This is a genomic window from Tardiphaga sp. 768_D3_N2_1, from assembly GCF_052076105.1.
Lineage (GTDB): Bacteria > Pseudomonadota > Alphaproteobacteria > Rhizobiales > Xanthobacteraceae > Tardiphaga.
The window spans coordinates 1,072,109-1,094,397 of sequence record NZ_CP197245.1 but is presented as its reverse complement, the minus strand read 5'-3'; the positions used below and the strand labels follow the sequence as shown (position 1 = coordinate 1,094,397).

The window sequence follows — 22,289 nt, the reverse complement described above, 5'->3', positions numbered from 1 at the left end:
GCGCTCACGTGAAGCTGAGAGGCATGTCGTCGCGCGGCTGCGACCAGCGCACCAGCGACAGGCGGAGCTTCTCGAAGGCCGCATCGAAGATGATACCCATGGCGCCGATGATCAGGATCATCGCGAACACCGTGTCGTATTGCGCCATGTCGAGCGAGTTGAACAGGATATTGCCGGCACCGGACTGACGCGCGATCATCTCGGACGTGATCATGGTGATCAGCGCCAGTACGAGACCCGTGCGGCAGCCCGTGAGAATTTCAGGTAGCGCCGCGGGCAGCACGATGCGGAACATGCGCATTGGCGCGGACATGCCCATCGCCGCACCGGACCACAGCATCTTTTCTTCGACAGCTTTGGAGCCCTGGAAGGCGTGATAGATGATCGGCAGGCTGACGCCGAGGAAGATGACAAGAATCTTGGAGACGTCGCCAACGCCCATCCACAGCATGATGATGGGCATCAGCGCTGCTTTTGGCACCGGATAGATGATCATCATCAGCGGATTGAAGAAGGCTGCGACAGCCTTAATGCGCCCCATCAGCAAACCGAGCGGGATCGCAAACATCACTGCGAGCACGAGGCCGATGGTCATACGGCGGATGGAATCGAGAATGTTCAGCAGCGATCCCTTGTCCCCGAGGATCGAGGGAATGGCCTTGATCGACTCCAGTGCCGTCGGGAAGCTTTCGGTATCCAGCCGCAGCGAGGCAATCTGCCAGACACACAGCAACCCGATACAGGCGAAGACTGGCGAAAGTGTCTTGAGCACCCCGCGCACGGTTATCGCAGATCGGCCCATCACAGATGGTCCTTGCCGTCGTCGATCATCTTCTCGATATCGACGATGTATTTCTGGAAACGTGCGTCGAGCAGCAGATCGGCACGTTTGCGCGGCCGCGGCAGATCGATATCGACGATCTCCTTGATGCTGCCCGGCGAGCGCGACATCACGATCACCTTGTCGGAGAGATAGACGGCCTCTTCGACCGAGTGCGTGACGAACAACACCGTCTTGCGCTGCGTATCCCAGATGTCGAGCAGATCGTTCTGCAGCCGTGTGCGGGTATGCGCATCGAGCGCGCCGAACGGCTCGTCCATCAGCAGCACGGCAGGATCGTAGGCCAGCGTGCGCGCAATCGCGACGCGCTGCTTCATGCCGCCGGAGAGTTCTTTCGGATAGAAATTCTCATAGCCCTTGAGGCCGACCATCTCGAGCAGCTTGCGGCCGCGCGTTTCAGCTTCAGCCTTCTTCATGCCCTGCTGGCGCATGCCATACATGACATTGCCGAGCACGTTCTTCCACGGGAACAGCGCGAATTCCTGAAACACCGGACCGCGATCGGGACCCGGTCCCGTGATCGCCTTGCCCTTCACCTTGGCGACGCCATCAGTCGGCTGCACGAAGCCACCGACGATATAGAGCAAGGTCGACTTGCCGCAGCCTGATGGTCCGAGGATCGAGACGAAGGCACCGTCTTCAATGGTGAGGTTGATATCCGACAGCGCCAGATGGCTTTGTTTGCCGGAGGTCTGGAAGCGCTGCGAGACGTGATCGATTTCGATCATGGCTGAAGCGGGTTTGCGACCGGAAACCGGTTCCGACTCGGCGTGAGCGTCCGAACGTAGCGACACCACCTGCATTCCCGGTCCTTCATTTGCCATGCACGCATTGCAATCACGACGGCCCGACTGTGTCCATCATGCTGACGGACGCAGCGTAGCCGGAAACTGCAATTACTTTAAGCTTCAAATTTATGCGGGCAACGCCTTTTTGCTAGTCAGCCCCTGCTGCGAACAGGTCAGTTTCCCGCAGCAGGGCTTTCGGCGCTTTTGGTGCGTCTATTCGCGGAAATACGGCTCCACCGGGCCCGACAGCTTGATCAGCAGCGGATTGCCATACCGGTCCTTTGCTGCACCTGCGGGCACCCGGATCCAGCCCTCACTGACGCAATATTCCTCGACATTGGTCTTCTCGGCGCCCTTGAAGCGGATGCCGACATCGCGCTGCAGCACTTCGGCGTTGTAGAACGGGCTTCGCGGATCGGTGGACAGGCGATCAGGCAACTGATCGGCTGATGCGTTGGTGTTGTCGGTCATAGCAGCGCCTCGATTTTCTCTCGCAGTGATTCAGGTTTGGCGGTCGGCGCAAAACGCTCGACAACCCGTCCGGAACGGTCGATCAGGAATTTGGTAAAATTCCATTTGATCCCCGAACCCAGCAATCCGGACTTTTCAGATTTCAGGTAATTATACAATGGATGGGCGTGGGCACCATTCACGTCGATCTTCTCAAACAATGGGAAGGTGACGTGGTAATTGGCCTCGCAGAAACTTGCGATCGCTTTGGCATCGCCGGGCTCCTGCGCGCCGAACTGGTTGCAGGGAAAGCCCAGCACGGAAAATCCGCGCGGCGCAAAATCCTGCTGCAGTTTCTCCAGCCCCGCATATTGCGGCGTGAATCCGCAGGCGCTGGCGGTATTGACGATCAGCAGCACCTTTCCTTCGAACTGCTTCAGCGCGACCGGTTCACCGGACAGCGCGTTTGCAGAGAAATCGGAGATGCCGGTCATCGCTGAGCCCTCCTAGATGACGATAGGATCGCAAGGCATCGGCGGCGTGCCGCCGGCCTCGATGGCTTCGCCGGCCAGCAGACACAGATCCTCGCGGTAGCGGCCGGCGACCACCTGCACGCCGGTCGGTGCACGGCCGACAAGGCCCGTGGCAACGCTCAGCGCCGGCAGGCCCATGAAGGGAATGCCAATTTGCGGCATCTGCGCGGCCCAGACGCGATCGAAGCCTTCCTGGCCCTGCAAATCGAGATTATCCGGGAATGGCAGTTCGCCGGACATCGGCATCAGCACCACGGCGTAAGTCTGCAGGAACAGCTCCCAGTCGCGCACGAAGGTGGAGCGGCGCACCAGCGCCCGTGACAACCCGCCGTTGTCGAAGTCCTTGAGCTTGTCCTTCTGTCCGCGCAGACAGACGAGTGCAGCAGGATCGCCCTCGCGTTCGGCCGCATCCAGCATGCCCTGATAGCCGTCGCCGAACCAGATCTGCGTCTGCAGGGCGGCGGCCTCGCGCAGCGGCGGCGTGTTCCCGACTTCCTCGACGATCCACCCTGCCCGCTCCAGCCGCTTGCCGGCATCGCGCACGGCGGCCTCCACGTCGGCCGTGATGGCAAGACCATCAGGGCGAAGGCACATGGCGGCGCGCTTCTCGCGCACTGGTCCTTCGAGCGGCGCCGGCACCCACCAGGGATCGCGCGCGTCCGGCTGCGACATCGCGGCAAGGCCGAGACGGACATCGTTGATGGTGCGCGCGAGCGGGCCGGACACCGCGGTGATCTGGCCGGAGATGATGCGCTCGGGCAGCGCCTGATTATAGGCGGCGATGCGACCGACTGTCGGGCGCAGACCGTGCACGCCGCAGGCATAGGCGGGATAGCGGATCGAGCCTGCGATATCCGTGCCGTGCGCAATGTGTCCGATGCCGGCTGCGACCGCGCTGCCGGCGCCGCCTGACGATCCGCCTGGCGTCAGCGAGGGATCGCGCGGGTTCTTGGTGTCGCCATAGAGCTGGTTGGTGGTGAACCAGCGATAGGAAAATGCCGGGCAATTGGTGCGGCCGATGATGACCGCGCCGGCCTTCAGCAGATTGTCGATCACCGGGCTGTTGGTCGTGGCGATGATACCGTTCTGGATCTTCACGCCGTTCGAGGTCGGATAGGTCGCGTAGTCGATGTTCACCTTGACCGTGACGGGCACGCCGCCAAGCGGGCCGACGTCGTCGCCGCGCTTGATCGCCGCATCGACCGCATCCGCGCGCGCCAACGCCTCTTCGGGACGATGATCGACCACGGCATTGAGCGCCGGGTTCACCGCATCGAGCCGCGCGAGATTTGCAACCGCAGCCTCACACGCCGAGACCTTGCGGCTGCGAATCAATGCGGAGAGATCAGTTGCCGACAAACGCCAGAGATCGTTCATAGAATGCTCCATTGCTTGTCGCTTGTTAACGCAGGCGGCCGGAGATTGCCAATCGGACAAACGCTCGCGATCCCGCGGCGCCGAAGCGTCCGAGTTTTGCGCATTCCTTCCCGCCCTCCTGTGAGAGGGCGTGCGGAACGCCGGGTGCCCGTTGCACCCTTGGGCCTGATGCGAATGCGGTCTTCCGCAAGGGTAATGTGCATCAGGACTTTCGGAAGCGTCAGGCAAGTGCCCAGCGTTCCGCCTGCGGTGTTTTTTCGACTTGCTTGCACTTTGCCTCAGCGAACGATCCGATCACCGAATTAAAGTCCCAAGGCGATGGGAAGGGAGCCTCAAGCACTTGGGCCGGACGCATTTCGATTTGGTCGTCCGTCACACTGTCCAGGGGTCTTTCCATCCCAGGGTCGGCCGTCTCCTTGCCAGTGGCAGTGCTGGCGCAGATCCGTCCTGCCCAAGGGCAGACGTCACCCGTGAACCGCGTAACGCCGCATCTCCGGCGTCCACCGCACCCTGCCCCGCGAACGTGACGATCGCGATCGCCCCTCTCGGTGGGGCAGGACGAAGTGGAATATAATCAGGAAGGGGATATTGTCAACGGCATATAGGAAAAAATGTTTAGCCAGAACCTCTCTGCTGTCGTCCCCGCGCAGGCGGGGACCCATACACGCTGCGAGAACGGTTGAAGCTAGATCGCCGTAACTCTGCCGTTCTAACCACACTGACCGTGACTATGGATCCCCGCCTGCGCGGGGATGACAACGGAGAGTGTAGTGTGAACTCCCCTATTTCACCCTTGCGAGAAAATAAGCCAGCTCAACGATCTGAGCCTCCGTGATCGGCTGCATCACATCGGCCATGGTCGCGTCATAGCCGTGGCGGGAGTTGTCCTTGTATTCGCGCATGGTCTTGGCGAGATAGTCCTCCCGCTGATTGGCAATGCGCGGGATGTTGTCGCGGCCGGAGAAATCCGCGTTGTGGCAGCTATCGCAGCGGAATTGCGAGGTCAGCGCCTTCGCCGCCTGCATGCGCGCGGGATCGCCCGCTTCGAGCGCGACAGGCTTCGGCAACGTGGCCAGATAATCCGAGAACAGGCGCAGGTCGTCGTCGGTGAGCTCCCTGGCCATGTCGTTCATCGGCTCGGCGACACGGAGCTTCTCGCGAAACATGTAGAGCTGGATCAGCGCATAGGCCGGTTGCTGCGCACCGAGTGACGGCGTCTTGTCGGTTTCGGACACCCCCTTCTCGCCGTGGCAGGCAAGGCACGGCGCGGCACGCTCGGTGATGGATTCGGCTGCGTGGAGGGAGGATGCGGAAATGATGAGGAGAGCAAAAACAAACGCAGCCCGTCGTCCCCGCGAAGGCGGGGACCCATAACCACCGAAAACAGAAAGTAAACTGCGGAGAAGTCCAAATCTCATTTTGAAGGCCGGAGGCTATGGGTCCCCGCCTTCGCGGGGACGACATTGGAGTTTTACTCGTCATTCCGGGGCGCGCTGAAGCGACACCGTCGCGTAAGCGCTAACCCGGAATCTCGACATGGATGAACACTTCCAGATTCCCCGCCACACCAACTGGAGTGGCTGGGGTTCACGCGCGTGAAGATGCGCGCGTGCCCCGGAATGACAGTGTGTGGCTACTTCGCCCCCGCCACCTTCTGCTTGCCATAGGTGATGCGATAGATCGCGCCGTTCCAGTCGTCGGAAACCAGCAGCGATCCGTCCTTCATCTGCAGCACGTCGACGGGGCGGCCGACATATTTGTTGTCCTCGATGAAGCCCGTGAGGAACGGCTCGACGGATTTCACCGTGCCGTCCTTGTTGAGCTTCGCGACAACGACGTCACCGCCGAGCTTCTGCGTCTTGTTCCAGGAGCCGTGGCGCGCGATGAAGATCGCGTCCTTGTAGGCCGCCGGGAACATCTTGCCGGTGTAGAAGCGCATACCCAGTGCCGCCGTATGCGCACCGAGCAGGCCGACAGGCGCGGTGTAGTCGGCGCAGGACTTGCCCCAGCCGAATTCCGGGTCAAGAATATTGCCCTGCAGACAGTAAGGCGCGCCAAAATCTTCACCCGCCTTGGTGACGCGGTTGAGCTCGTCCTCCGGCACCGCCTCCGACACCCAGTCGCGGCCGTTGTCGGTGAAGTACATCTGCTTGGTGGTCGGATTCCAGTCGAAGCCGACCGTGTTGCGGACGCCCTTCACATAGATTTCGGCACCGGTGCCATCGAGATTCATGCGGCGGATCTGGCCATGGGCCTCGTCATGCAGCACGTTATTGCCAGGCTGGCCGACAGGCACATAGAGCTTGTTGTCAGGGCCGATGCCGATGAACTTCCAGCCATGGGCTTCGTCCTTCGGCAGGTTGTCGTAAATCATCACCGGCTTCGGCGGATTTTCGAGATTGTCTTCCACCTTCTCGATCTTCGAGATCTTCGACAGTTCGGCGATGTAGAGCGTGCCATCCTTGAAGGCGAGACCGTTCGGGCGATAGAGGCCGGAAGCCAGCACCTTCACCTGGCGCTTGCCGTCATTGTTGATGACCGCATAGACCTTGTCGACAAGACGGGAGCCAACAAAGACCGTGCCCTTGTCGCCCTCGCGCATCGAGCGCGCATTGGCCATGCCAGCCGCATAAACCTCGATGTTAAAGCCCGCGGGCACCTTCAGCTTCGCGGTCGGCAGCTTGTCGGCGGCGGAGGGAATCGGCGGCGGCGCGACGGGCGCGAGCTTGGCTGCGGCAGCGCCATCGGGACGGCCGATCAGCGGCGAGCCGGGCGGCAGCGCAGGCGCAGCGGCAACGGCTGGTGCTGCGGGCGCCGGAGCGGCCGCCTGCGGGGCGGCCGGTGCCGGTGCAGGAGCCGCTGCGGGAGCAGCAGGTGCGGCACTTGGAGCAGCCGCAGGAGCCGGTGTTGCAGGTGATGTATCGGATTGCTGGGCAAACGCGCCGCTAGTAAAGACACCGATGAACGCACCGGCCAGCAAGGCCCGGCGTGCGGACGTATAGACACTCATGGATCTCTCCCCTTTTTACGGAAGCCTTCTCTGCTTGCAGCACATGAGATGCGCTGCCCCCGAGGCTTTCCGGATCGCACTGTTGGATATTTTTGCGTCGCTGCGCAATCAAAACATCACGCGCGAGCAAGCCTGTGCGGATTCCCGCAATAAGTTGTAGGATGGGTAGAGCGAAGGCGCCGAGCGCCGGAGTTAAACCCATCGACCGAAAGCGCCGTCATGATGGGTTTCGCGAAGACGCTCTACCCATCCTACGCCTGAGACCTTTTCAATGCCGCGTCGCGGACTCATCGGTGGCATCGAGCAGTGCTTCGGTAAACGGAAATTCGAGCACGATCTCGCCGTCCTTGTCCGTCACTTCCAGCACGGCATTGAGCAGGTCGCTCGGCGTCCCCTCGGAGCGCAACAATTGCAGGATCATCGACCGCGCCACTTCCCAGGCGTGATCGGGATCGCGCAGTTCCTCGCCTTCCGGATCGACCACCAGCTCGTCATTGATGCGGGTGTTGAAGAAATAGAGCGGCATGGCAATTCTCTCGGCACTGGGCTTGGCGCGGGCGCAGACGACCTCAAACGACGCGAATATCCCGGAACATGCGGCGGGCTGGGTACGAATCGATGCCTTTGAATCGAAGGCCTTCGCTATCTAGGAAACGTTCTCGCCTTTGCAATGTTGCACCGCAATCGATTGTGCGACGCACGCGGACTTTACCCCTGCCACCTCACATTGTGATGACGAAGTTCTTGGCGAACCTTTAAGCAGGTAATAGAGTTGTGGTTATGCAGTACCTGACTGCAGTGAAGCGGGAGAGAGATATGGCCTGGAAAGCACCGAAGATTGTCGAAGTTGCAGTCGGCATGGAAATCAACATGTACGCCTGCGCGGCGCGCAAGTAAGACTTGAGCTCAAGCTAGGTTTTGGGGGCGCCTTCGTCGACGACGGGCGCCCCGCGTCTTTTTACGAGGCGCGAACGGGCCGGGATTCAGGGCGATCTCATGTTGCGTGTTGTCGTTCTTGGAGCCGCGGCCGGCGGCGGTGTTCCGCAATGGAATTGCGGATGCCGTATTTGTCGTGCGGCGCGCAGCGAACGACCTGAGCTGCGCAGCGGCCAGGCTTCCATCGCGGTGACGGCCGACAATGCCAACTGGTTTCTGATCAATGCCTCGCCCGATCTGCGGCAGCAGGCGACCGATACACCTCAGCTTCATCCCCATCCCGACCATGTCAGACATTCGCCCATTGCGGGCGTGATCCTCACCAATGGCGAAGTCGATGCGGTGGCCGGGCTCTTGTCGATGCGCGAGGGTTCGCCATTTACAATCTATGCGCACCAGCGTGTGCTGGCGATCCTGAAAGCCAACAGCATCTTCAACGTGCTCTCGGACAAGAACGTGCGGCGCGAAGCCATCGACATCGATACATCTTTCGAACCGAAGCTGCAGGATGGCGCGCCGTCCGGCCTGGAGGTGCTTCCCTTCACAGTGCCCGGCAAAAGCGCGTGGTATCTCGAAGGTCAGGCGCATCCGGCCGGCGAAGATGGCGACGGCGATACGCTGGGACTACGGATTGCCGAGAAGGCCACCGGCAAATATTTCTATTTTATCGCCGCCTGTGCGCGTGCGACGCCCGAACTGAAGGCGCGCATCTCGGGCGCACCGCTGGTGTTCTTCGACGGCACCGTCTGGCGCGACGACGAGTTGATCGCGGCGGGACTGGGCCAGAAGACCGGCCAGAGCATGGGGCATCTGTCGATGTCCGGCGCGGATGGCGCCATCAGTGAACTGGCCGATGCCGGGATCGCCAGAAAGTTCTTTCTGCACATCAACAATTCGAACCCGGCGCTGCTGCATGATTCCACCGAGCGCGCCGCATTGACCACCGCCGGCTGGCAAATCCCCGGCAATGGCATGGAGATCACGCTGTGAACGCCCCGAGCGCAAACACGATCGGCGACAACGCCATTTCCGCCTATTCGATTTCAGCCGCCGTCCCGCTGGACAATGCCGCGCAACTCGAAGAGACGCTGCGCCATATCGGCGCGACGCGCTATCACTCGCTGCATCCGTTTCACAAGCTGCTGCATGGCGGCAAGCTCAACAAGGGCCAGGTGCAGGCTTGGGCGCTGAACCGCTATTATTACCAGAGCACGATCCCCATGAAGGACGCGGTCGTGATCTCGCGCTTCCGCGACCGTGCGACACGGCTCGAATGGCGGCACCGCATCGAGGATCACGACGGTGATACCGGCGCAGAAGGCGGTATCGAGCGCTGGCTGAAACTGACCGAAGGTCTCGGCCTCGACTCAGCCTATGTGGAATCCACCGAGGGCATCCTGCCGGCGACTCGTTTCGCAGTGGAGGCCTATGTGCATTTCGTGCGCGACAGATCGCCGCTCGAGGCTATCGCCTCGTCGCTGACGGAACTGTTTGCACCGAACCTGCATGAAGAGCGCATCTCTGGCATGCTGAAGCATTATGACTTCGTCAATCCGGACATCATGAGCTATTTCAGCCGCCGCCTGACCCAGGCGCCGCGCGATGCCGGCTTTGCGCTGGATTACGTCAAGCAGCACGCCACCTCGCCGGCCGAACGCCGCGCGGTCGCCAATGCGCTGATCTTCAAGACCAATGTGTTGTGGGTGCAGCTCGATGCGCTGTATCATGCCTATGTGGACGGCCACATCCCGCCGGGCGCGTTCGTCCCGGCCAAATAGAGGCAGATGATGACGGAGCTGCGCAGCAGTCGTCGGATGAGTGTCAGCGAGGCCAGCAAACCGGTCTTGCCGCGCCACGCCAGGCTGAAGTTCGACGAAACGCGCCAACGCTGGGTGATCCTCGCGCCGGAGCGCGTGCTGGCGCCCGACGATATCGCCGTCGAAATCCTGCAGCTCTGCGATGGCGACCGCAGCGTCGCCGATATCATCGATCTCCTGGTGGCCAAATACGCCGCACCGCGCGACGACATTGGCGCCGATGTCATCGCCATGCTGCAGGACCTCGCCGACAAGGGCTTTCTCACGCAAGCGCGGGAGAAGACGTCATGAGTGTCTTAGGTTCAGATTCTGCCCTCACCGACGCCAGTCCCGTCTTCAGCGATCCTGCCGACAGTCTCGCGATCATGGAGCGCACGCGCTCGACCGCTGAGACCTTCGGCATTCCCCTCGCCGTGCTGGCCGAACTCACCCATCGCTGCCCGCTGCAATGTCCATATTGCTCCAATCCTGTGGAGCTCGACCGCGGCAGCACCGAGCTGACCACCGATGAATGGAAGAAGGTGCTGTCAGAGCTTGCCGAAATCGGCGTGCTGCAGATCCACTTCTCCGGCGGCGAGCCGACCGCGCGCAAGGATATCGTCGAGCTGGTGCAGCATGCGACGGATGTGGGCCTGTATTCCAACCTCATCACTTCGGCCGTGCTGCTGACGCGAGACAAACTTTCCGCACTCGCCGATGCCGGGCTATGCCATGTGCAGATCAGCTTCCAGGGCAATGAGCCCGTGGTGGCCGACCGTGTCGGCGGGTATCGCAATGGCCACGCGAAGAAGCTCGAAGTCGCCAGATGGACGCGCGAACTCGATCTTCCGCTGACGGTGAATGCGGTGATGCACCGGCAGAACCTGCATCAGCTCAGCGACATCATTCAGATGGCTGTCGATCTCGATGCCGACCGGCTGGAAGTCGCCAATGTGCAGTATTACGGCTGGGCACTGAAGAACCGCGCCGCTTTGATGCCGACCATCGATCAGATCGACGAGACCAGCCGCATCGTCGATGACGCGCAGCTGCGCCTGAAAGGCATTCTCGATATCGACTATGTGGTGCCGGACTATTACGCGCTGCGGCCGAAGAAGTGCATGGGCGGCTGGGGCCGGCAGTTCTTCAACATCTCGCCGGCCGGCAAGATTCTGCCCTGCCATGCGGCGGAGACCATCACCGGGATGGAATTCGAATCCGTGCGCTCCAATCATTCGATCGCCTGGATCTGGCAGAACTCCGAAGCCTTCAACCGCTATCGCGGCACCGGCTGGATGCCCGAGCCGTGCCGAAGCTGCGAGTTCAAGGAAGTGGATTTCGGCGGTTGCCGCTGCCAGGCCTTCGCGCTGACCGGCGATGCCGGCAACACCGACCCCGCCTGCACGCTGTCGCCCCGGCACGAGGAGATATTCAAACTGGCCGAGACGGAATCCACTGAGGGCCGCGACCGCTTCATCTATCGCAACTTCAACGGCGGCACGCTGGAGCCGGACGCGGATCACGTTCATGGCCGCTGACGTCCCCGCCCCGGTCAAAGCGGACCTGTTTGCGCCGCTGACCTCGGAACATCTCGATGTCGGCGACGGCCATGCAATCCATGTAGAGAGCGTTGGCCGCAGGGATGGCATCCCCGCAGTCTATCTGCATGGCGGCCCCGGCTCCGGCTGCCAGCCCGATCACCGCAGGCTGTTCGATCCGCAGCGTTTTCATGCCGTGCTGTTCGACCAGCGCGGCGCCGGCCGCAGCAAGCCCAAAGGCCTGCGCGAGGCGAATACGCTGCCGCATCTGATCGCCGATATGGAAACGATCCGCCAGACATTCGGCTTCGACAAATGGCTCGTGGTCGGCGGCTCTTGGGGGGCAACGCTGGCGCTCGCCTATGCGCAGGCCCATCCGGATCGCGTGACCGGCATCGTGCTGCGCGCAACGTTTCTCGGCACGCGGGAAGAATTGCATGATGTCTTCAACACCATGCTGCCGCGGCATTATCCCGGCCTGCATGGAGATTTCCTGAGCGTCCTTCCCGAAGCCGAGCGCGCCGATCCGCTGCCGAACTTCTATCGCCGCATTCTCGATGCCGATCCGGCCGTGCATGTCCCGGCGATCCGCGCCTGGGGCGGCACGGAAGCCATCCTGTCGGAAATCGCGCCGAAACGCACGCGGCTCGACCGTGCCGAACTCGGCAATACGACGCGGATGATGCCGGCGACACCGGCGATGGAAGCGCATTACTTCAAGCACGACTGCTTCATGCGGCCGCAGCAGCTCATGGAAGACGCCGGCAAACTCAACGGCATTCCCGGCGTCATCATTCAGGGCCGTTACGACTTTCTCTGCCCGCCCGCGACATCGCACGCTTTGGCCAGACGCTGGACCGATGCGGAAGTGCGCATCGTTGAAGGCGCCGGTCACAACCTGTATGACCCCGGCATGCGCGATGCGGTGATGAAGGCCATCGCCGATGTGGCGTCGAAATTGAAATAGGACTTCTGGAATGCCGATCGCCGGAACTGGAATGCTGATGACGTCGATGGATATCGATGCGGAGCATGAGCAGGAATTCAACCAGTGGTACGACCGCGAGCATCTTGCCGAGCGCGTCGCCATCGAGGGGTTTGTCGAGGCGAGACGTTATGTGGCCGTGAACGCCCGGCCGAAATATCTCGGCCTGTATTCGACCAGGACATTCGACGTGCTGGACAGCGACGCCTATCGCACGGCGCTGGCGAACCAGACGAAGTGGTCGCTGACCAATATCGGCCGTTTCCAGAACATGCTGCGTTCGGTGGCGCGGATCACCGTCAGCCGCGGTCAAGGCCGTGGCGCAGCGCTGGGGCTGGTGCGCATCCGGCCACCCGCCGATGGCGCTGACAAACTGCGCAGCGCCATCGAGGCGCAGCTCGATCCGGGCGATCTGCACGGCATCATTTCGATGCATCTGATGGAGAGCGATCCCCGACTGTCGAAGCCGCTCACCGACGATCCCGCTGCGCCTAATCCTGCGGCGCGCGATTGGTATGTCATAATCGACGGCACCGATGTGGATGCGGTGGCTGCGACCATGAAGGGACGCTTCAATGCGGCCATCACAGCGGCCTCGGCTGAGCTGATTTCCGAGGGGACCTACCGGCTGATGTGGGATCTGGCGAAGGCGGATTTTTAGGCGTTCACGTCAAGAATGCGCGCCGTAATCTCAACGGGTCATCCCCGCGAAGGCGGGGATCCATAACCACGGTCGATGTGGTTGAAACGGCAGAGCCACGACGATGGTGGTTTTACCAATTCTCCGGAGGCTATGGATCCCCGCCTTCGCGGGGATGACCCCACTATGGATCGATGCCGAGTAATAGGGCGTCGATCCCCGATTGAACGCATACCGCGCCTCACACGACCAAGGTGAAATGGCCCTTTCGGGCCTCACCTTGTGAGACGTCCATGATCCGCATCCTGTCCATGCCGGCTTTCGCCGCTTCGCTTCTGATCTCGGCCATCGCCGGCGGCACGGCACGCGCAGAGGACGAGCCAAAGAAGGCGTCGGCAGCCCAGGCCCAGGCTTTCGACACCACGCTGGTTGGCAGCACGGCCGGCAAGGTGAAGACCTTTGCGTGTTTTATCAGGCGCTACGACGCCGATCATCTCGCCGCCCACCCGAAGCAAACGGTCAGTGCCATGAAGCTGCTGGTCACGGTGGATATGCCGTCGACAGAGCAGACCTATAATCACGAATTCAGGCTCGGCGTGAAATTTCGCCACCGCAAGGGCGACTTCCAATCCGCCGGCTCCTGCAACCATGCGATCGTCAAAGACGCTGGCGATGAAGTCCGGCTCTCCTGCCCCATCGATTGCGAAGGCGGCGGCATCGAGATCGGTATCGCGGCAAGTCGCAGACCACAGGACAAGGCTGCGGCGATGGTTCGGCTGGAGGCCGTGCGCATCTGGGATAACGACAGCAAGGCCGAAGAGGAAACTGCCGACTATCTCAAGGCCGGCGCCGACGATAAGGCGTTTCGACTCGAGCGCACGAGTCTGAAGGACTGCGGGTCGCTGGTCAGCGATGACGACGAACGCATAGCGATGCTCGGCAAGTAGACTGCGGATGCAACAGGACAGGAGCGAGCCATGAACCGGCGCAACCTCTTGTGGACCGCCCTGTCGTCGGTCGGCGCGGGACTGCTGGCCTCGCGGGCGACTGCGGCCACGACGCACGAGGCCCCTGCGTCCAGGCTGAAGGTCGTCTATCATCTCGCCGATGCCGACCGGGTGAATTTCGCCCTCGGCAATATCCAGAACCACTTCGATGGCGTGGGCGGCCCCGACAACGTTACCATCGCGCTGGTCGTGCTCGGCCCGGCGCTGCGCGCCTTTGCCCTGACCCAGGCCAATCCCGATATCACCGGCCGGGTGGCCAGGTTCTCGAAGGCCGGCCTGCAGATGGCCGCCTGCGGCAACACCATGAAGGCGCAGGATGTGACGCTGGATGGCCTGCAGCCGGGCTTCACCATTGCCGACAGAGGCGGTGTGGTCCGGATCGCGGAGCTGCAGTCGCAAGGGTATCTCTATATTCGGCCGTGACACGTCATCAAAACCGTTATTCACCGTCATGCCCGGGCTTGTCCCGGGCATCCACGTCTTGGCTACGCGATAGAAAGGCGTGGATGGCCGGGACAAGCCCGGCCATGACGCGGAGAGGTTAGCGATCCGCATCTCGCACGCACCGTGGTCGCCTGCGCGCCCCGCACAAATCCGACGCACAAAATTTACACAATCGTCATTTCACGCACCGGGTTCGCCGAACACGGAATTGCGATCCGGCTCCCGCATTCAAAATGGAACCGTTCGGCTTGCCACGCGTAGGGGTTTGGGGCGATCATTGGAACCGGGCCGCGGCACGTTCGCGGGCGATCGGCCTTTTGATAATTGCGAACAGAACAAGGCATCATGAATCCCGTCAAAGCACTCGAATCCCATGGTCAGGCCGTCTGGCTGGACTTCCTCGCCCGCGGCTTCGTCGCCAAAGGCGACCTGAAGAAGCTGATCGACACCGACGCCGTGAAAGGCGTGACGTCGAACCCGGCGATCTTCGAGAAGGCGATCGGAAGTTCAGACGAATATGATGCCCCGATTGCCGAGGCGCTGAAGTCGGGCGACAAATCGCCTGCCGACCTGTTCGAGCACATCGCGGTCGAGGATATCCAGCACGCTGCCGATGTGCTGAAGCCGGTCTATAACAAGATGAAGGGCGATGACGGTTTCGTCAGCCTCGAAGTCTCGCCCTATCTCGCCAATGACACCAAGGGCACGATCACCGAGGCGGAGCGCCTGTGGGCGAGCGTCAAGCGCCCGAACCTGATGGTGAAGGTACCGGCGACGCCGGAGGGGCTGCCCGCGATCCAGCAACTGATCGGCGAAGGCATCAGCATCAATGTGACGCTGCTGTTCGCGCAGAAGACCTATGTCGAGGTCGCCGAGGCCTATCTGAACGGCCTCGAAAAGTATGTCGCGGGCGGCGGCGATCCGTCCCATGTGGCGAGTGTCGCCTCGTTCTTCGTCAGCCGTATCGACGCGCAGGTCGACAAGCAGCTCGACGACAAGATCGCCAAGGCCAACGATCCCTCAGAGAAGGCACGGCTCAAGGACCTCAAGGGCAAGGTCGCCATCGCCAATGCGAAGCTCGCCTATCAGGAATATCTGAAACTGTTCGCCGGCCCGCGCTGGGAAAAACTCAAGGCCAAAGGCGCCAAGCCGCAGCGCCTGCTCTGGGCGTCGACCGGCGTGAAGAGCAAGGACTATCGCGACACGCTCTATGTGGAAGAGCTGATCGGCAAGAACACGGTCAACACGGTGCCGCCCGCCACGCTGGACGCCTTCCGCGACCATGGCGAAGTGCGTGACAGCCTCGAAGAGAATGTCGAGGACGCGAAGAAGGTGCTGGCCGATCTCGCCAGGACCGGCATTTCGCTGGATGCGATCACGACGCATCTCGTCGAGGACGGCGTCAAGCTGTTCGCCGACGCCGCCGACAAGCTCTATGGCGCTGTGGCGCACAAGCGCGCGACGTCGCTGGGCAACGGGATCGGATCGCAGAAGCTCGCGCTCGGCGACGGCATCACCAAGAAGGTCGCAACCTCAACCGAAGAGTGGCGCGGTTCGGCAAAAATCCGCCGGCTCTGGCACAAGGACAAATCGGTCTGGACCGGCGCCGACGAAGACAAGTGGCTGGGCTGGCTGAACAGCGCTTTTGCCGAGAAGGCCAAGCTGGCTGACTATGCCGACTTCGCCAAATGGGTGAAGGCGCAGGGATTCACCGATGCGGTGGTGCTCGGCATGGGCGGATCGAGCCTTGGTCCGGAAGTGCTGGCGCAGACTTTTGCGAAAGTCGCGGGCTTCCCGAAACTGCATGTGCTGGATTCCACCGATCCGGCGCAAGTGGCAGCGATGGGCAAAGCCGTGAAGATCGCCTCGACGCTCTTCATCATCTCGAGCAAATCCGGCGGCACCACCGAGCCGAATGTGATGAAGAATTACTTCTTCGACGAGGTGACCAAGGCGGTTGGCGCCGAGCTGGCCGGTTCGCATTTCGTCGCCGTGACCGATCCCGGCTCGTCGCTGGAGAAGGTCGCGAAGACGCAAAAGTTTGCGCGCATCTTCCACGGCGACCCGGCCATTGGCGGCCGCTATTCGGTGCTGTCGCCCTTCGGCCTCGTGCCGGCCGCGGCCGCAGGCGTCGACCTCACCAAACTGCTCGATCTCACGCTGTCGATGGTTCGCTCCTGCGGGCCCGACGTGCCGCCGGCTGAAAATCCCGGCGTGCAGCTCGGCCTCGCCATGGGCAATGCCGGTCTCGACGGCCGCGACAAGGTGACGATCCTCTCCTCCAGGAAAATCGCCGATTTCGGCGCATGGGCTGAGCAGCTCATCGCCGAATCCACCGGCAAGGACGGCAAGGGCCTGATCCCCATCGACGGCGAGACGCTGGGCGAGCCTTCGGTCTATGGCAATGATCGCTTCTTCATCGATCTGCGCACATCGGGCGAAGACGACAAGGCCCATGACGACAAGCTCGCGGCCCTGGAGAAAGCAGGTCATCCCGTTGCGCGCATCGTGATGCCGTCCATCGACCATCTCGGCCAGGAATTCTTCCGCTTCGAGATCGCGACGGCCGTTGCCGGCTCCATACTGGGCATCAATCCGTTCAACCAGCCGGATGTGGAAGCCGCCAAGATCAAGACACGCGAGCTGACGGAAGCCTTCGAGAAGACCGGTTCGCTGCCGCCGGAAACGCCGGTGGTGTCGTCCAAGGAGGCCGATCTCTATACCGACGACAGCAATGCCGAACTGCTGAAGAAAGCCGGTGCCGATGGCGATCTGACGTCGTGGCTGAAGGCCCATTTCCGCCGTGTCACGCCCGGCGATTATGTCGCTTTGCTCGCTTATGTCGAACGCGACGGCGCGCATATCGATACGCTGCAGCAGATGCGGATGGCGCTACGCGACAAGAAGAAGGTCGCGACCTGCGCCGAATTCGGCCCCCGCTTCCTGCATTCGACGGGCCAGGCCTATAAAGGCGGGCCGGACACCGGCGTGTTCCTGCAGATCACCGCGGATGACGCCAAGGATCTCGCTATCCCCGATTACCGCGCCTCGTTCGGTGTCATCAAGGCGGCACAGGCGCGTGGTGACTTCGGCGTGCTGACGGATCGCAATCGCCGCGCGCTGCGCGTCCATCTCAAGGGTGATCTCAAGGCCGGACTTGCTGTTCTCGACAAGGCGATGACTGCCGCATTGAACTAAACGAACGATCCGCATGGCCCGGACATTGCTTCGGGTCATGCGCAATCAATATAAGGACATCACACAATGCAGCTCGGCATGATCGGTCTCGGCCGAATGGGCGGAAATATTGTCCGCCGCCTGATGAAGAACGGCCACACCGCGGTGGTCTATGACAAGGACGCCAAGGCCGTCAGCGGCCTCGCCTCCGAAGGCGCCACCGGCGGATCGTCGCTGGAAGACTTCGTCAAGAAACTAGCCAAGCCGCGCCATGTCTGGGTGATGCTCCCCGCAGGCCGCATCACCGAAACCACCATCGATGCGCTGACCAGGCTGCTTGAGCCCGGCGACACGATCATCGATGGCGGCAATACGTTCTGGCAGGACGACGTTCGCCGCGGCCAAGCGCTGAAAGAAAAGGGCCTGTTCTATATCGATGTCGGCACATCCGGCGGCGTCTGGGGCTTCGAGCGCGGCTATTGCATGATGATCGGCGGCGACAAGGAAGTCGTCGACCGGCTCGATCCGATCTTCAAGACGCTGGCGCCGGGGATCGGCGACATCCCGCGCACGCCGGGCCGCGACAACTCAGATCCGCGCATCGAGAACGGCTATATCCATGCGGGTCCCGTCGGCGCCGGGCACTTCGTCAAGATGGTCCATAACGGCATCGAATACGGATTGATGCAGGCCTATGCCGAGGGCTTCGACATCATGAAGAACGCCAATATCGAGGCGCTGCCGGAGGCGCATCGCTTCGATTTGAATTTGCCTGATATCGCCGAAGTCTGGCGCCGCGGCAGTGTGATCCCGTCATGGCTGCTCGACCTCACCTCCTCGGCGCTCGCCAAGAACGAAACGCTCGATACCTATTCTGGCTTTGTCGAGGATTCCGGCGAAGGCCGCTGGACGGTGAATGCCGCCATCGACGAGGCGGTCCCCGCCGAAGTGCTGACGGCGGCGCTGTTTGCGCGGTTTCGTTCGCGCAAGGAACATACATTTGCAGAGAAGATTCTATCCGCGATGCGCGCCGGTTTCGGCGGCCACAAAGAGCCCGATCAGCATCCGGATCCGAAGCGGCAGGACGCGCCTGATATCATCAAACCAAAGGCGTAGCCCGCATGACCGAGATCTCAGCCAAATCCAAGAAGCCAGACCCTTGCGCATTCGTGATTTTCGGCGTCACCGGCGATCTTGCACACCGGCTGGTCATCGCGGCGCTGTATAACCTGCAGGCGGCCGATCTACTGCCGGAGAAATTCTGTGTTGTCGGCATCGCCCGCAAGGACATGACCAGCGCGGAACTCCGCGACGACCTGATGAAGGGCCTGAAGCAATATGCGACGCGTCCGGTCGACGACGCCATCGCGCAGAAACTGCTCAATTGCGTCACATGCATCGAGGCCGATCCGGGCGAGCCGGAATCCTTCGATCGCATGCGCGACCAGCTCGACAAACTCGAGGAAGCGCGCGGCACCGGAGGCAATCGCCTGTTCTATCTGGCAACCCCGCCGTCGGCCTTCGCGCCGATCGCGCGCCAGCTCGGCCGCACCGGCATGCTGAAGGAAAACGGCTGCTGGCGTCGCCTCGTGGTCGAGAAGCCGTTCGGCACCGACCTTGAATCAGCAAAGAAGCTGAACAAGGAACTGCTCGGCCTGATGAACGAGCAGCAGATCTACCGGATCGATCACTATCTCGGCAAGGAGACGGTGCAGAACATCCTGGTGCTGCGCTTTGCCAATGGCATGTTCGAGCCAATCTGGAATCGCAACCATATCGATCACGTGCAGATCACCGTGGACGAGAAACTCGGCGTCGGCCATCGCGGCTCGTTCTACGACGCCACCGGCGCGCTGCGCGACATGGTGCCAAACCACCTGTTCCAGCTGCTGTCGCTGGTCGCGATGGAGCCGCCCTCGCGGTTCGAAGCCAATGCGGTACGCTCCGAGAAAGCCGAAGTGCTCGCCGCCGTCACCACGCAGACCGAAGCCGAAGCACTGCAGAATTCGGTGCGCGCGCAATATGTCGCCGGCCATGTGGGCGATACCGACATTGGCGATTATCTGAAGACCAAGGACGTCAAGGACGGCAGCACCACCGAGACCTATGCGGCGATGAAGCTGTCGATCGACAACTGGCGCTGGGCCGGCGTTCCGTTTTATCTGCGCACCGGCAAGGCACTTGGCATCAAACGCACCGAAGTGGCGATCAAGTTCAAGCAAGCACCCTTCGCGATGTTCCGCGACATGTCGGTGGAAAGCCTCGCCGAGAACTTTCTCGTTATCGCGGTGGAGCCGAATGAAGGCATCTCGCTGAAGTTCAACACCAAGGTGCCCGGTCCGTCCGTGGAGATCGACGGCGTCGAGATGAAGTTCCGCTACAAGGACTACTTCCAGGCCGCGCCGGCCACGGGCTACGAGACGCTGATCTATGACTGCATGATCGGCGACAACATCCTGTTCCAGCGCGCCGACAGCGTGGAAGCCGGCTGGCGTGCCGTGCAACCCTTCCTTGATGCCTGGAAGAAGGCCGGCAAGGATGGGCTGAAGACTTACAACGCCGGCAGCGAAGGTCCCGAAGAAGCCAACGACCTGCTCAAGCGCGATGGTCGTAGCTGGCGCGTGCTGAGCTGACGCCATGGCAGCGCCCAATCGCCATATCGTCGTGGTCGAGGATGCGATGGCTCTCGCTGAATCCGCTGCCGAGCGTCTGATCGAGCGTATCGAGGCCAATCACGGTCGCGTCGCCATCTGCATGACCGGCGGATCGAGTCCGAAGCGGCTCTATGAATTACTCGCGACCGAGCCCTGGCGCAGCGAAATCCCCTGGGATCGCGTGCACTGGTTCATCGGCGATGACCGCTTCGTGCCGTCAGGCGATCCGCTGAACAATATGAGTATGGCGCGGACGGCATTTCTCGATGCCTGCGCGCCACTCGGCAACGTGCACCCGATCAAGACCGATGCGGCGAACCCTGATGACGCCGCAGCGCTCTATGCGCGCGAACTGCAGTCTTTCTACGGTGCCGACAAGCTCGATAAAGCCAAACCGCTGTTCGATCTGGTGCTGCTCGGCGTGGGGCCCGACGGCCATGTGGCCTCGTTATTTCCCGGATATCCTGCGATCGAGGTGACAGACCGCTGGGTGGTCGGCGTGCCCGAAGCCCATGTGAAGCCATTCGTGCCGCGTGTCAGCCTGACGCTGCCGGCGCTGGCGTCATGCCGCGAGATGCTGTTCCTGATGAGCGGCGAGGACAAGCGCGCGATCCTGACGCGCGTGCTGAAGGGCGAGGATCTGCCAGCCAACCGCGCGAGGTCGGACGACGAAACCGTTTGGCTGTGCGACAAGGCCGCCCTACCGGACGACGCGCGTGGCTGACAGCGTGCCCAATATTGTGGCGCCCAAGGCCCTGGTAGTGATGGGCGTCTCGAGCTCGGGCAAGAGCTCGATCGGAAAGGCCCTGGCGGATCGTCTCGGCTGGCGTTTCGCCGATGGCGATGATTTTCATCCGCCGGCGAATGTCGAGAAGCAGCGCGCGGGCCAGCCACTCACCGACGAGGATCGCTGGCCCTGGCTGCAGAGCATCGCCGACGAAATCGACCGGGTCACCGCCGATGGCGGCAAGCTCGTCGTCGCCTGTTCTGCGCTCAGGCGCGTCTATCGCGATCTGCTGCTGCACGGCCGGCATGATATTCGCATCGTCTATCTCAACGGCTCCAAGGAGCTGATTGCAGAGCGCATGGCGGCGCGAAGAAACCACTTCATGCCGCCGTCGCTGCTCGACAGCCAGTTCAGGACGCTGGAAGTGCCCGGCCCCGATGAGCGCCCGATCACGGTGTCCATCGACCACGATATTGATCGCATCGTTGACGCCATCATCAAGCAACTGCCGACCTGAAGGATCGCACCATGACCAAGATTTCTCTCGTGGTATCCGATGTCGACGGCACGTTGGTGACCCACGACAAGCGGCTGACCGACACGGCCAGGGCGGCCGTGAAGAAGCTGGAAGACGCCGGCATCGGCTTCACCATCACGTCGAGCCGCCCGCCGGTCGGCATGCGCTTCCTGGTGAAGCCACTGGGGATCACGCTGCCGATGGGCCCCTTCAATGGCAGCTCGATGGTGGACGACGACCTCAAGCCCATCGCACAGCATCTGATCCCGGAAGCAGCGACCAAGCGCGCCATCGAAGTGCTGGAGGACTACGGCGTCGATATCTGGATTTTCACCAATGACGAATGGGTGATCAAGCGCGACGACGGCAAATATGTGCCGCATGAGCGCGACACCATCCAGCATGAGGCCGTGATGGTCGACGACTTCTCGCCCTATCTCGCCAAGGTCTGCAAGATTGTCGGTGCCAGTTCCGACTTCCCGCTGCTGGAACGCTGCGAGGGCGTCATGCAGAAGGCGCTGGGCGATACGGCCGTCGCGGTGCGCTCGCAAAACTACTATCTCGACATCACGCCGCCCAATCAGAACAAGGGCACCTTCGTGCAGGCGATGGCGCGGCGGCTGGGCATCTCCCTTGAGGCCATCGCCACCATCGGCGACATGCGCAACGACCTGCCGATGTTCAAGGTGTCGGGCATGTCGATCGCCATGGGCAATGCGAGCGACGACGTGAAGGCACAGGCGACGGATGTGACGACGTCGAATGAGGAGGAAGGCTTTGCGGGCGCGGTGGAGATAATTTTGAAGCGGAATGCGAGTGCGTAGTTGCGGTCGTCCCCGCGAAGGCGGGGACCCATAACCACGGTCGGA

23 protein-coding genes are annotated in these 22,289 nt (G+C 61.9%); 15 read left to right on the top strand and 8 right to left on the bottom strand.

Going from position 1 to position 22,289, the window contains the following annotated elements:
- Positions 1-4 precede the first annotated feature (4 nt).
- The 8 genes from AB8A27_RS05030 to AB8A27_RS04995 all read right to left on the bottom strand — a co-directional run bounded on the left by AB8A27_RS05030 (position 5) and on the right by AB8A27_RS04995 (position 7,525).
- Complete coding sequence (locus AB8A27_RS05030; RefSeq protein WP_441240962.1) at positions 5-802, bottom strand: ABC transporter permease; 798 nt, start codon at positions 800-802, stop codon at positions 5-7.
- On the bottom strand, positions 802-1,644 hold the full coding sequence (locus tag AB8A27_RS05025; protein ID WP_244558543.1) for an ABC transporter ATP-binding protein: 843 nt from the start codon (positions 1,642-1,644) through the stop codon (positions 802-804). Before AB8A27_RS05025 ends, AB8A27_RS05030 begins: the two co-directional genes overlap by 1 nt.
- Positions 1,645-1,842: 198 nt before the next feature.
- Complete coding sequence (locus AB8A27_RS05020; RefSeq protein ID WP_441240961.1) at positions 1,843-2,100, bottom strand: DUF3297 family protein; 258 nt, start codon at positions 2,098-2,100, stop codon at positions 1,843-1,845.
- Positions 2,097-2,573 carry a glutathione peroxidase gene (locus AB8A27_RS05015; RefSeq protein ID WP_441240960.1) on the bottom strand — a complete coding sequence of 159 codons (477 nt, stop codon included), beginning with the start codon at positions 2,571-2,573 and terminating at the stop codon, positions 2,097-2,099. Before AB8A27_RS05015 ends, AB8A27_RS05020 begins: the two co-directional genes overlap by 4 nt.
- A gap of 12 nt (positions 2,574-2,585) precedes the next feature.
- Positions 2,586-3,989 carry an amidase family protein gene (locus tag AB8A27_RS05010; RefSeq protein WP_441240959.1) on the bottom strand — a complete coding sequence of 468 codons (1,404 nt, stop codon included), beginning with the start codon at positions 3,987-3,989 and terminating at the stop codon, positions 2,586-2,588.
- Positions 3,990-4,771: 782 nt separating this feature from the next.
- Positions 4,772-5,224 (bottom strand): c-type cytochrome, encoded by a 453-nt coding sequence (locus tag AB8A27_RS05005; RefSeq protein WP_441240958.1) that lies wholly within the window; start codon positions 5,222-5,224, stop codon positions 4,772-4,774.
- A gap of 398 nt (positions 5,225-5,622) precedes the next feature.
- Positions 5,623-6,999 (bottom strand): PQQ-dependent sugar dehydrogenase, encoded by a 1,377-nt coding sequence (locus AB8A27_RS05000; RefSeq protein ID WP_441240957.1) that lies wholly within the window; start codon positions 6,997-6,999, stop codon positions 5,623-5,625.
- Positions 7,000-7,267: 268 nt separating this feature from the next.
- Entirely contained in the window at positions 7,268-7,525 is a 258-nt protein-coding gene (locus tag AB8A27_RS04995) for a DUF6894 family protein (protein ID WP_441240956.1), read from the bottom strand.
- A 290-nt stretch (positions 7,526-7,815) separates the two neighbouring features.
- Here AB8A27_RS04995 and pqqA point away from each other — a divergent pair, with 290 nt between their 5' ends.
- The 15 genes from pqqA to AB8A27_RS04920 all read left to right on the top strand — a co-directional run bounded on the left by pqqA (position 7,816) and on the right by AB8A27_RS04920 (position 22,244).
- Positions 7,816-7,896 (top strand): pyrroloquinoline quinone precursor peptide PqqA, encoded by an 81-nt coding sequence (gene pqqA / locus AB8A27_RS04990; protein WP_089267584.1) that lies wholly within the window; start codon positions 7,816-7,818, stop codon positions 7,894-7,896.
- 99 nt (positions 7,897-7,995) lie between these two features.
- Positions 7,996-8,925, top strand: a complete 930-nt coding sequence (gene pqqB / locus AB8A27_RS04985; RefSeq protein ID WP_441240955.1) for a pyrroloquinoline quinone biosynthesis protein PqqB — start codon at positions 7,996-7,998, stop codon at positions 8,923-8,925.
- Positions 8,926-8,960: 35 nt separating this feature from the next.
- Complete coding sequence (gene pqqC / locus AB8A27_RS04980; RefSeq protein ID WP_441244827.1) at positions 8,961-9,713, top strand: pyrroloquinoline-quinone synthase PqqC; 753 nt, start codon at positions 8,961-8,963, stop codon at positions 9,711-9,713.
- Between the two features lie 9 nt (positions 9,714-9,722).
- Entirely contained in the window at positions 9,723-10,043 is a 321-nt protein-coding gene (gene pqqD / locus AB8A27_RS04975; RefSeq protein ID WP_441240954.1) for a pyrroloquinoline quinone biosynthesis peptide chaperone PqqD, read from the top strand.
- A complete protein-coding gene (gene pqqE / locus AB8A27_RS04970) occupies positions 10,040-11,269 on the top strand; it encodes a pyrroloquinoline quinone biosynthesis protein PqqE (protein ID WP_441240953.1) in 1,230 nt (409 codons plus the stop codon). The genes pqqD and pqqE overlap by 4 nt, the downstream gene beginning before the upstream one ends.
- Positions 11,259-12,236, top strand: a complete 978-nt coding sequence (gene pip / locus AB8A27_RS04965; protein ID WP_441240952.1) for a prolyl aminopeptidase — start codon at positions 11,259-11,261, stop codon at positions 12,234-12,236. The genes pqqE and pip overlap by 11 nt, the downstream gene beginning before the upstream one ends.
- A 10-nt stretch (positions 12,237-12,246) precedes the next feature.
- Positions 12,247-12,915, top strand: coding sequence for a hypothetical protein (locus tag AB8A27_RS04960; protein WP_441240951.1), 669 nt, complete (start codon positions 12,247-12,249; stop codon positions 12,913-12,915).
- A gap of 272 nt (positions 12,916-13,187) precedes the next feature.
- Complete coding sequence (locus AB8A27_RS04955; protein ID WP_441240950.1) at positions 13,188-13,841, top strand: hypothetical protein; 654 nt, start codon at positions 13,188-13,190, stop codon at positions 13,839-13,841.
- Positions 13,842-13,871: 30 nt separating this feature from the next.
- The gene (locus AB8A27_RS04950; protein ID WP_441240949.1) at positions 13,872-14,324 is read left to right on the top strand and encodes a DsrE family protein; all 453 of its coding nucleotides are present in this window, start codon (positions 13,872-13,874) and stop codon (positions 14,322-14,324) included.
- Between the two features lie 366 nt (positions 14,325-14,690).
- Positions 14,691-17,543: a bifunctional transaldolase/phosoglucose isomerase gene (locus AB8A27_RS04945; protein WP_441240948.1), complete on the top strand. Its 2,853-nt coding sequence runs from the start codon at positions 14,691-14,693 to the stop codon at positions 17,541-17,543.
- Positions 17,544-17,609: 66 nt separating this feature from the next.
- Complete coding sequence (gene gnd / locus AB8A27_RS04940) at positions 17,610-18,638, top strand: phosphogluconate dehydrogenase (NAD(+)-dependent, decarboxylating) (RefSeq protein ID WP_441240947.1); 1,029 nt, start codon at positions 17,610-17,612, stop codon at positions 18,636-18,638.
- A 5-nt stretch (positions 18,639-18,643) separates the two neighbouring features.
- Entirely contained in the window at positions 18,644-20,155 is a 1,512-nt protein-coding gene (gene zwf / locus AB8A27_RS04935; RefSeq protein WP_441240946.1) for a glucose-6-phosphate dehydrogenase, read from the top strand.
- A gap of 4 nt (positions 20,156-20,159) precedes the next feature.
- Positions 20,160-20,900, top strand: a complete 741-nt coding sequence (gene pgl / locus AB8A27_RS04930) for a 6-phosphogluconolactonase (RefSeq protein ID WP_441240945.1) — start codon at positions 20,160-20,162, stop codon at positions 20,898-20,900.
- Between the two features lie 40 nt (positions 20,901-20,940).
- A complete protein-coding gene (locus tag AB8A27_RS04925; protein ID WP_441244826.1) occupies positions 20,941-21,420 on the top strand; it encodes a gluconokinase in 480 nt (159 codons plus the stop codon).
- 11 nt (positions 21,421-21,431) lie between these two features.
- On the top strand, positions 21,432-22,244 hold the full coding sequence (locus AB8A27_RS04920) for an HAD family hydrolase (protein ID WP_441240944.1): 813 nt from the start codon (positions 21,432-21,434) through the stop codon (positions 22,242-22,244).
- Positions 22,245-22,289: the final 45 nt, after the last annotated feature.

Bases quoted from the DNA above. Each gene is read 5' to 3' on its own strand.
- AB8A27_RS05030 (WP_441240962.1), bottom strand. From the start codon at position 802: ATGGGCCGATCTGCGATAACCGTGCGCGGGGTGCTCAAGACACTTTCG.
- AB8A27_RS05025 (WP_244558543.1), bottom strand. From the start codon at position 1,644: ATGCAGGTGGTGTCGCTACGTTCGGACGCTCACGCCGAGTCGGAACCG.
- AB8A27_RS05020 (WP_441240961.1), bottom strand. From the start codon at position 2,100: ATGACCGACAACACCAACGCATCAGCCGATCAGTTGCCTGATCGCCTG.
- AB8A27_RS05015 (WP_441240960.1), bottom strand. From the start codon at position 2,573: ATGACCGGCATCTCCGATTTCTCTGCAAACGCGCTGTCCGGTGAACCG.
- AB8A27_RS05010 (WP_441240959.1), bottom strand. From the start codon at position 3,989: ATGAACGATCTCTGGCGTTTGTCGGCAACTGATCTCTCCGCATTGATT.
- AB8A27_RS05000 (WP_441240957.1), bottom strand. From the start codon at position 6,999: ATGAGTGTCTATACGTCCGCACGCCGGGCCTTGCTGGCCGGTGCGTTC.
- AB8A27_RS04995 (WP_441240956.1), bottom strand. From the start codon at position 7,525: ATGCCGCTCTATTTCTTCAACACCCGCATCAATGACGAGCTGGTGGTC.
- pqqA (WP_089267584.1), top strand. From the start codon at position 7,816: ATGGCCTGGAAAGCACCGAAGATTGTCGAAGTTGCAGTCGGCATGGAA.
- pqqB (WP_441240955.1), top strand. From the start codon at position 7,996: ATGTTGCGTGTTGTCGTTCTTGGAGCCGCGGCCGGCGGCGGTGTTCCG.
- pqqD (WP_441240954.1), top strand. From the start codon at position 9,723: ATGACGGAGCTGCGCAGCAGTCGTCGGATGAGTGTCAGCGAGGCCAGC.
- pqqE (WP_441240953.1), top strand. From the start codon at position 10,040: ATGAGTGTCTTAGGTTCAGATTCTGCCCTCACCGACGCCAGTCCCGTC.
- pip (WP_441240952.1), top strand. From the start codon at position 11,259: ATGGCCGCTGACGTCCCCGCCCCGGTCAAAGCGGACCTGTTTGCGCCG.
- AB8A27_RS04960 (WP_441240951.1), top strand. From the start codon at position 12,247: ATGCCGATCGCCGGAACTGGAATGCTGATGACGTCGATGGATATCGAT.
- AB8A27_RS04955 (WP_441240950.1), top strand. From the start codon at position 13,188: ATGATCCGCATCCTGTCCATGCCGGCTTTCGCCGCTTCGCTTCTGATC.
- AB8A27_RS04950 (WP_441240949.1), top strand. From the start codon at position 13,872: ATGAACCGGCGCAACCTCTTGTGGACCGCCCTGTCGTCGGTCGGCGCG.
- AB8A27_RS04945 (WP_441240948.1), top strand. From the start codon at position 14,691: ATGAATCCCGTCAAAGCACTCGAATCCCATGGTCAGGCCGTCTGGCTG.
- gnd (WP_441240947.1), top strand. From the start codon at position 17,610: ATGCAGCTCGGCATGATCGGTCTCGGCCGAATGGGCGGAAATATTGTC.
- zwf (WP_441240946.1), top strand. From the start codon at position 18,644: ATGACCGAGATCTCAGCCAAATCCAAGAAGCCAGACCCTTGCGCATTC.
- pgl (WP_441240945.1), top strand. From the start codon at position 20,160: ATGGCAGCGCCCAATCGCCATATCGTCGTGGTCGAGGATGCGATGGCT.
- AB8A27_RS04925 (WP_441244826.1), top strand. From the start codon at position 20,941: ATGGGCGTCTCGAGCTCGGGCAAGAGCTCGATCGGAAAGGCCCTGGCG.
- AB8A27_RS04920 (WP_441240944.1), top strand. From the start codon at position 21,432: ATGACCAAGATTTCTCTCGTGGTATCCGATGTCGACGGCACGTTGGTG.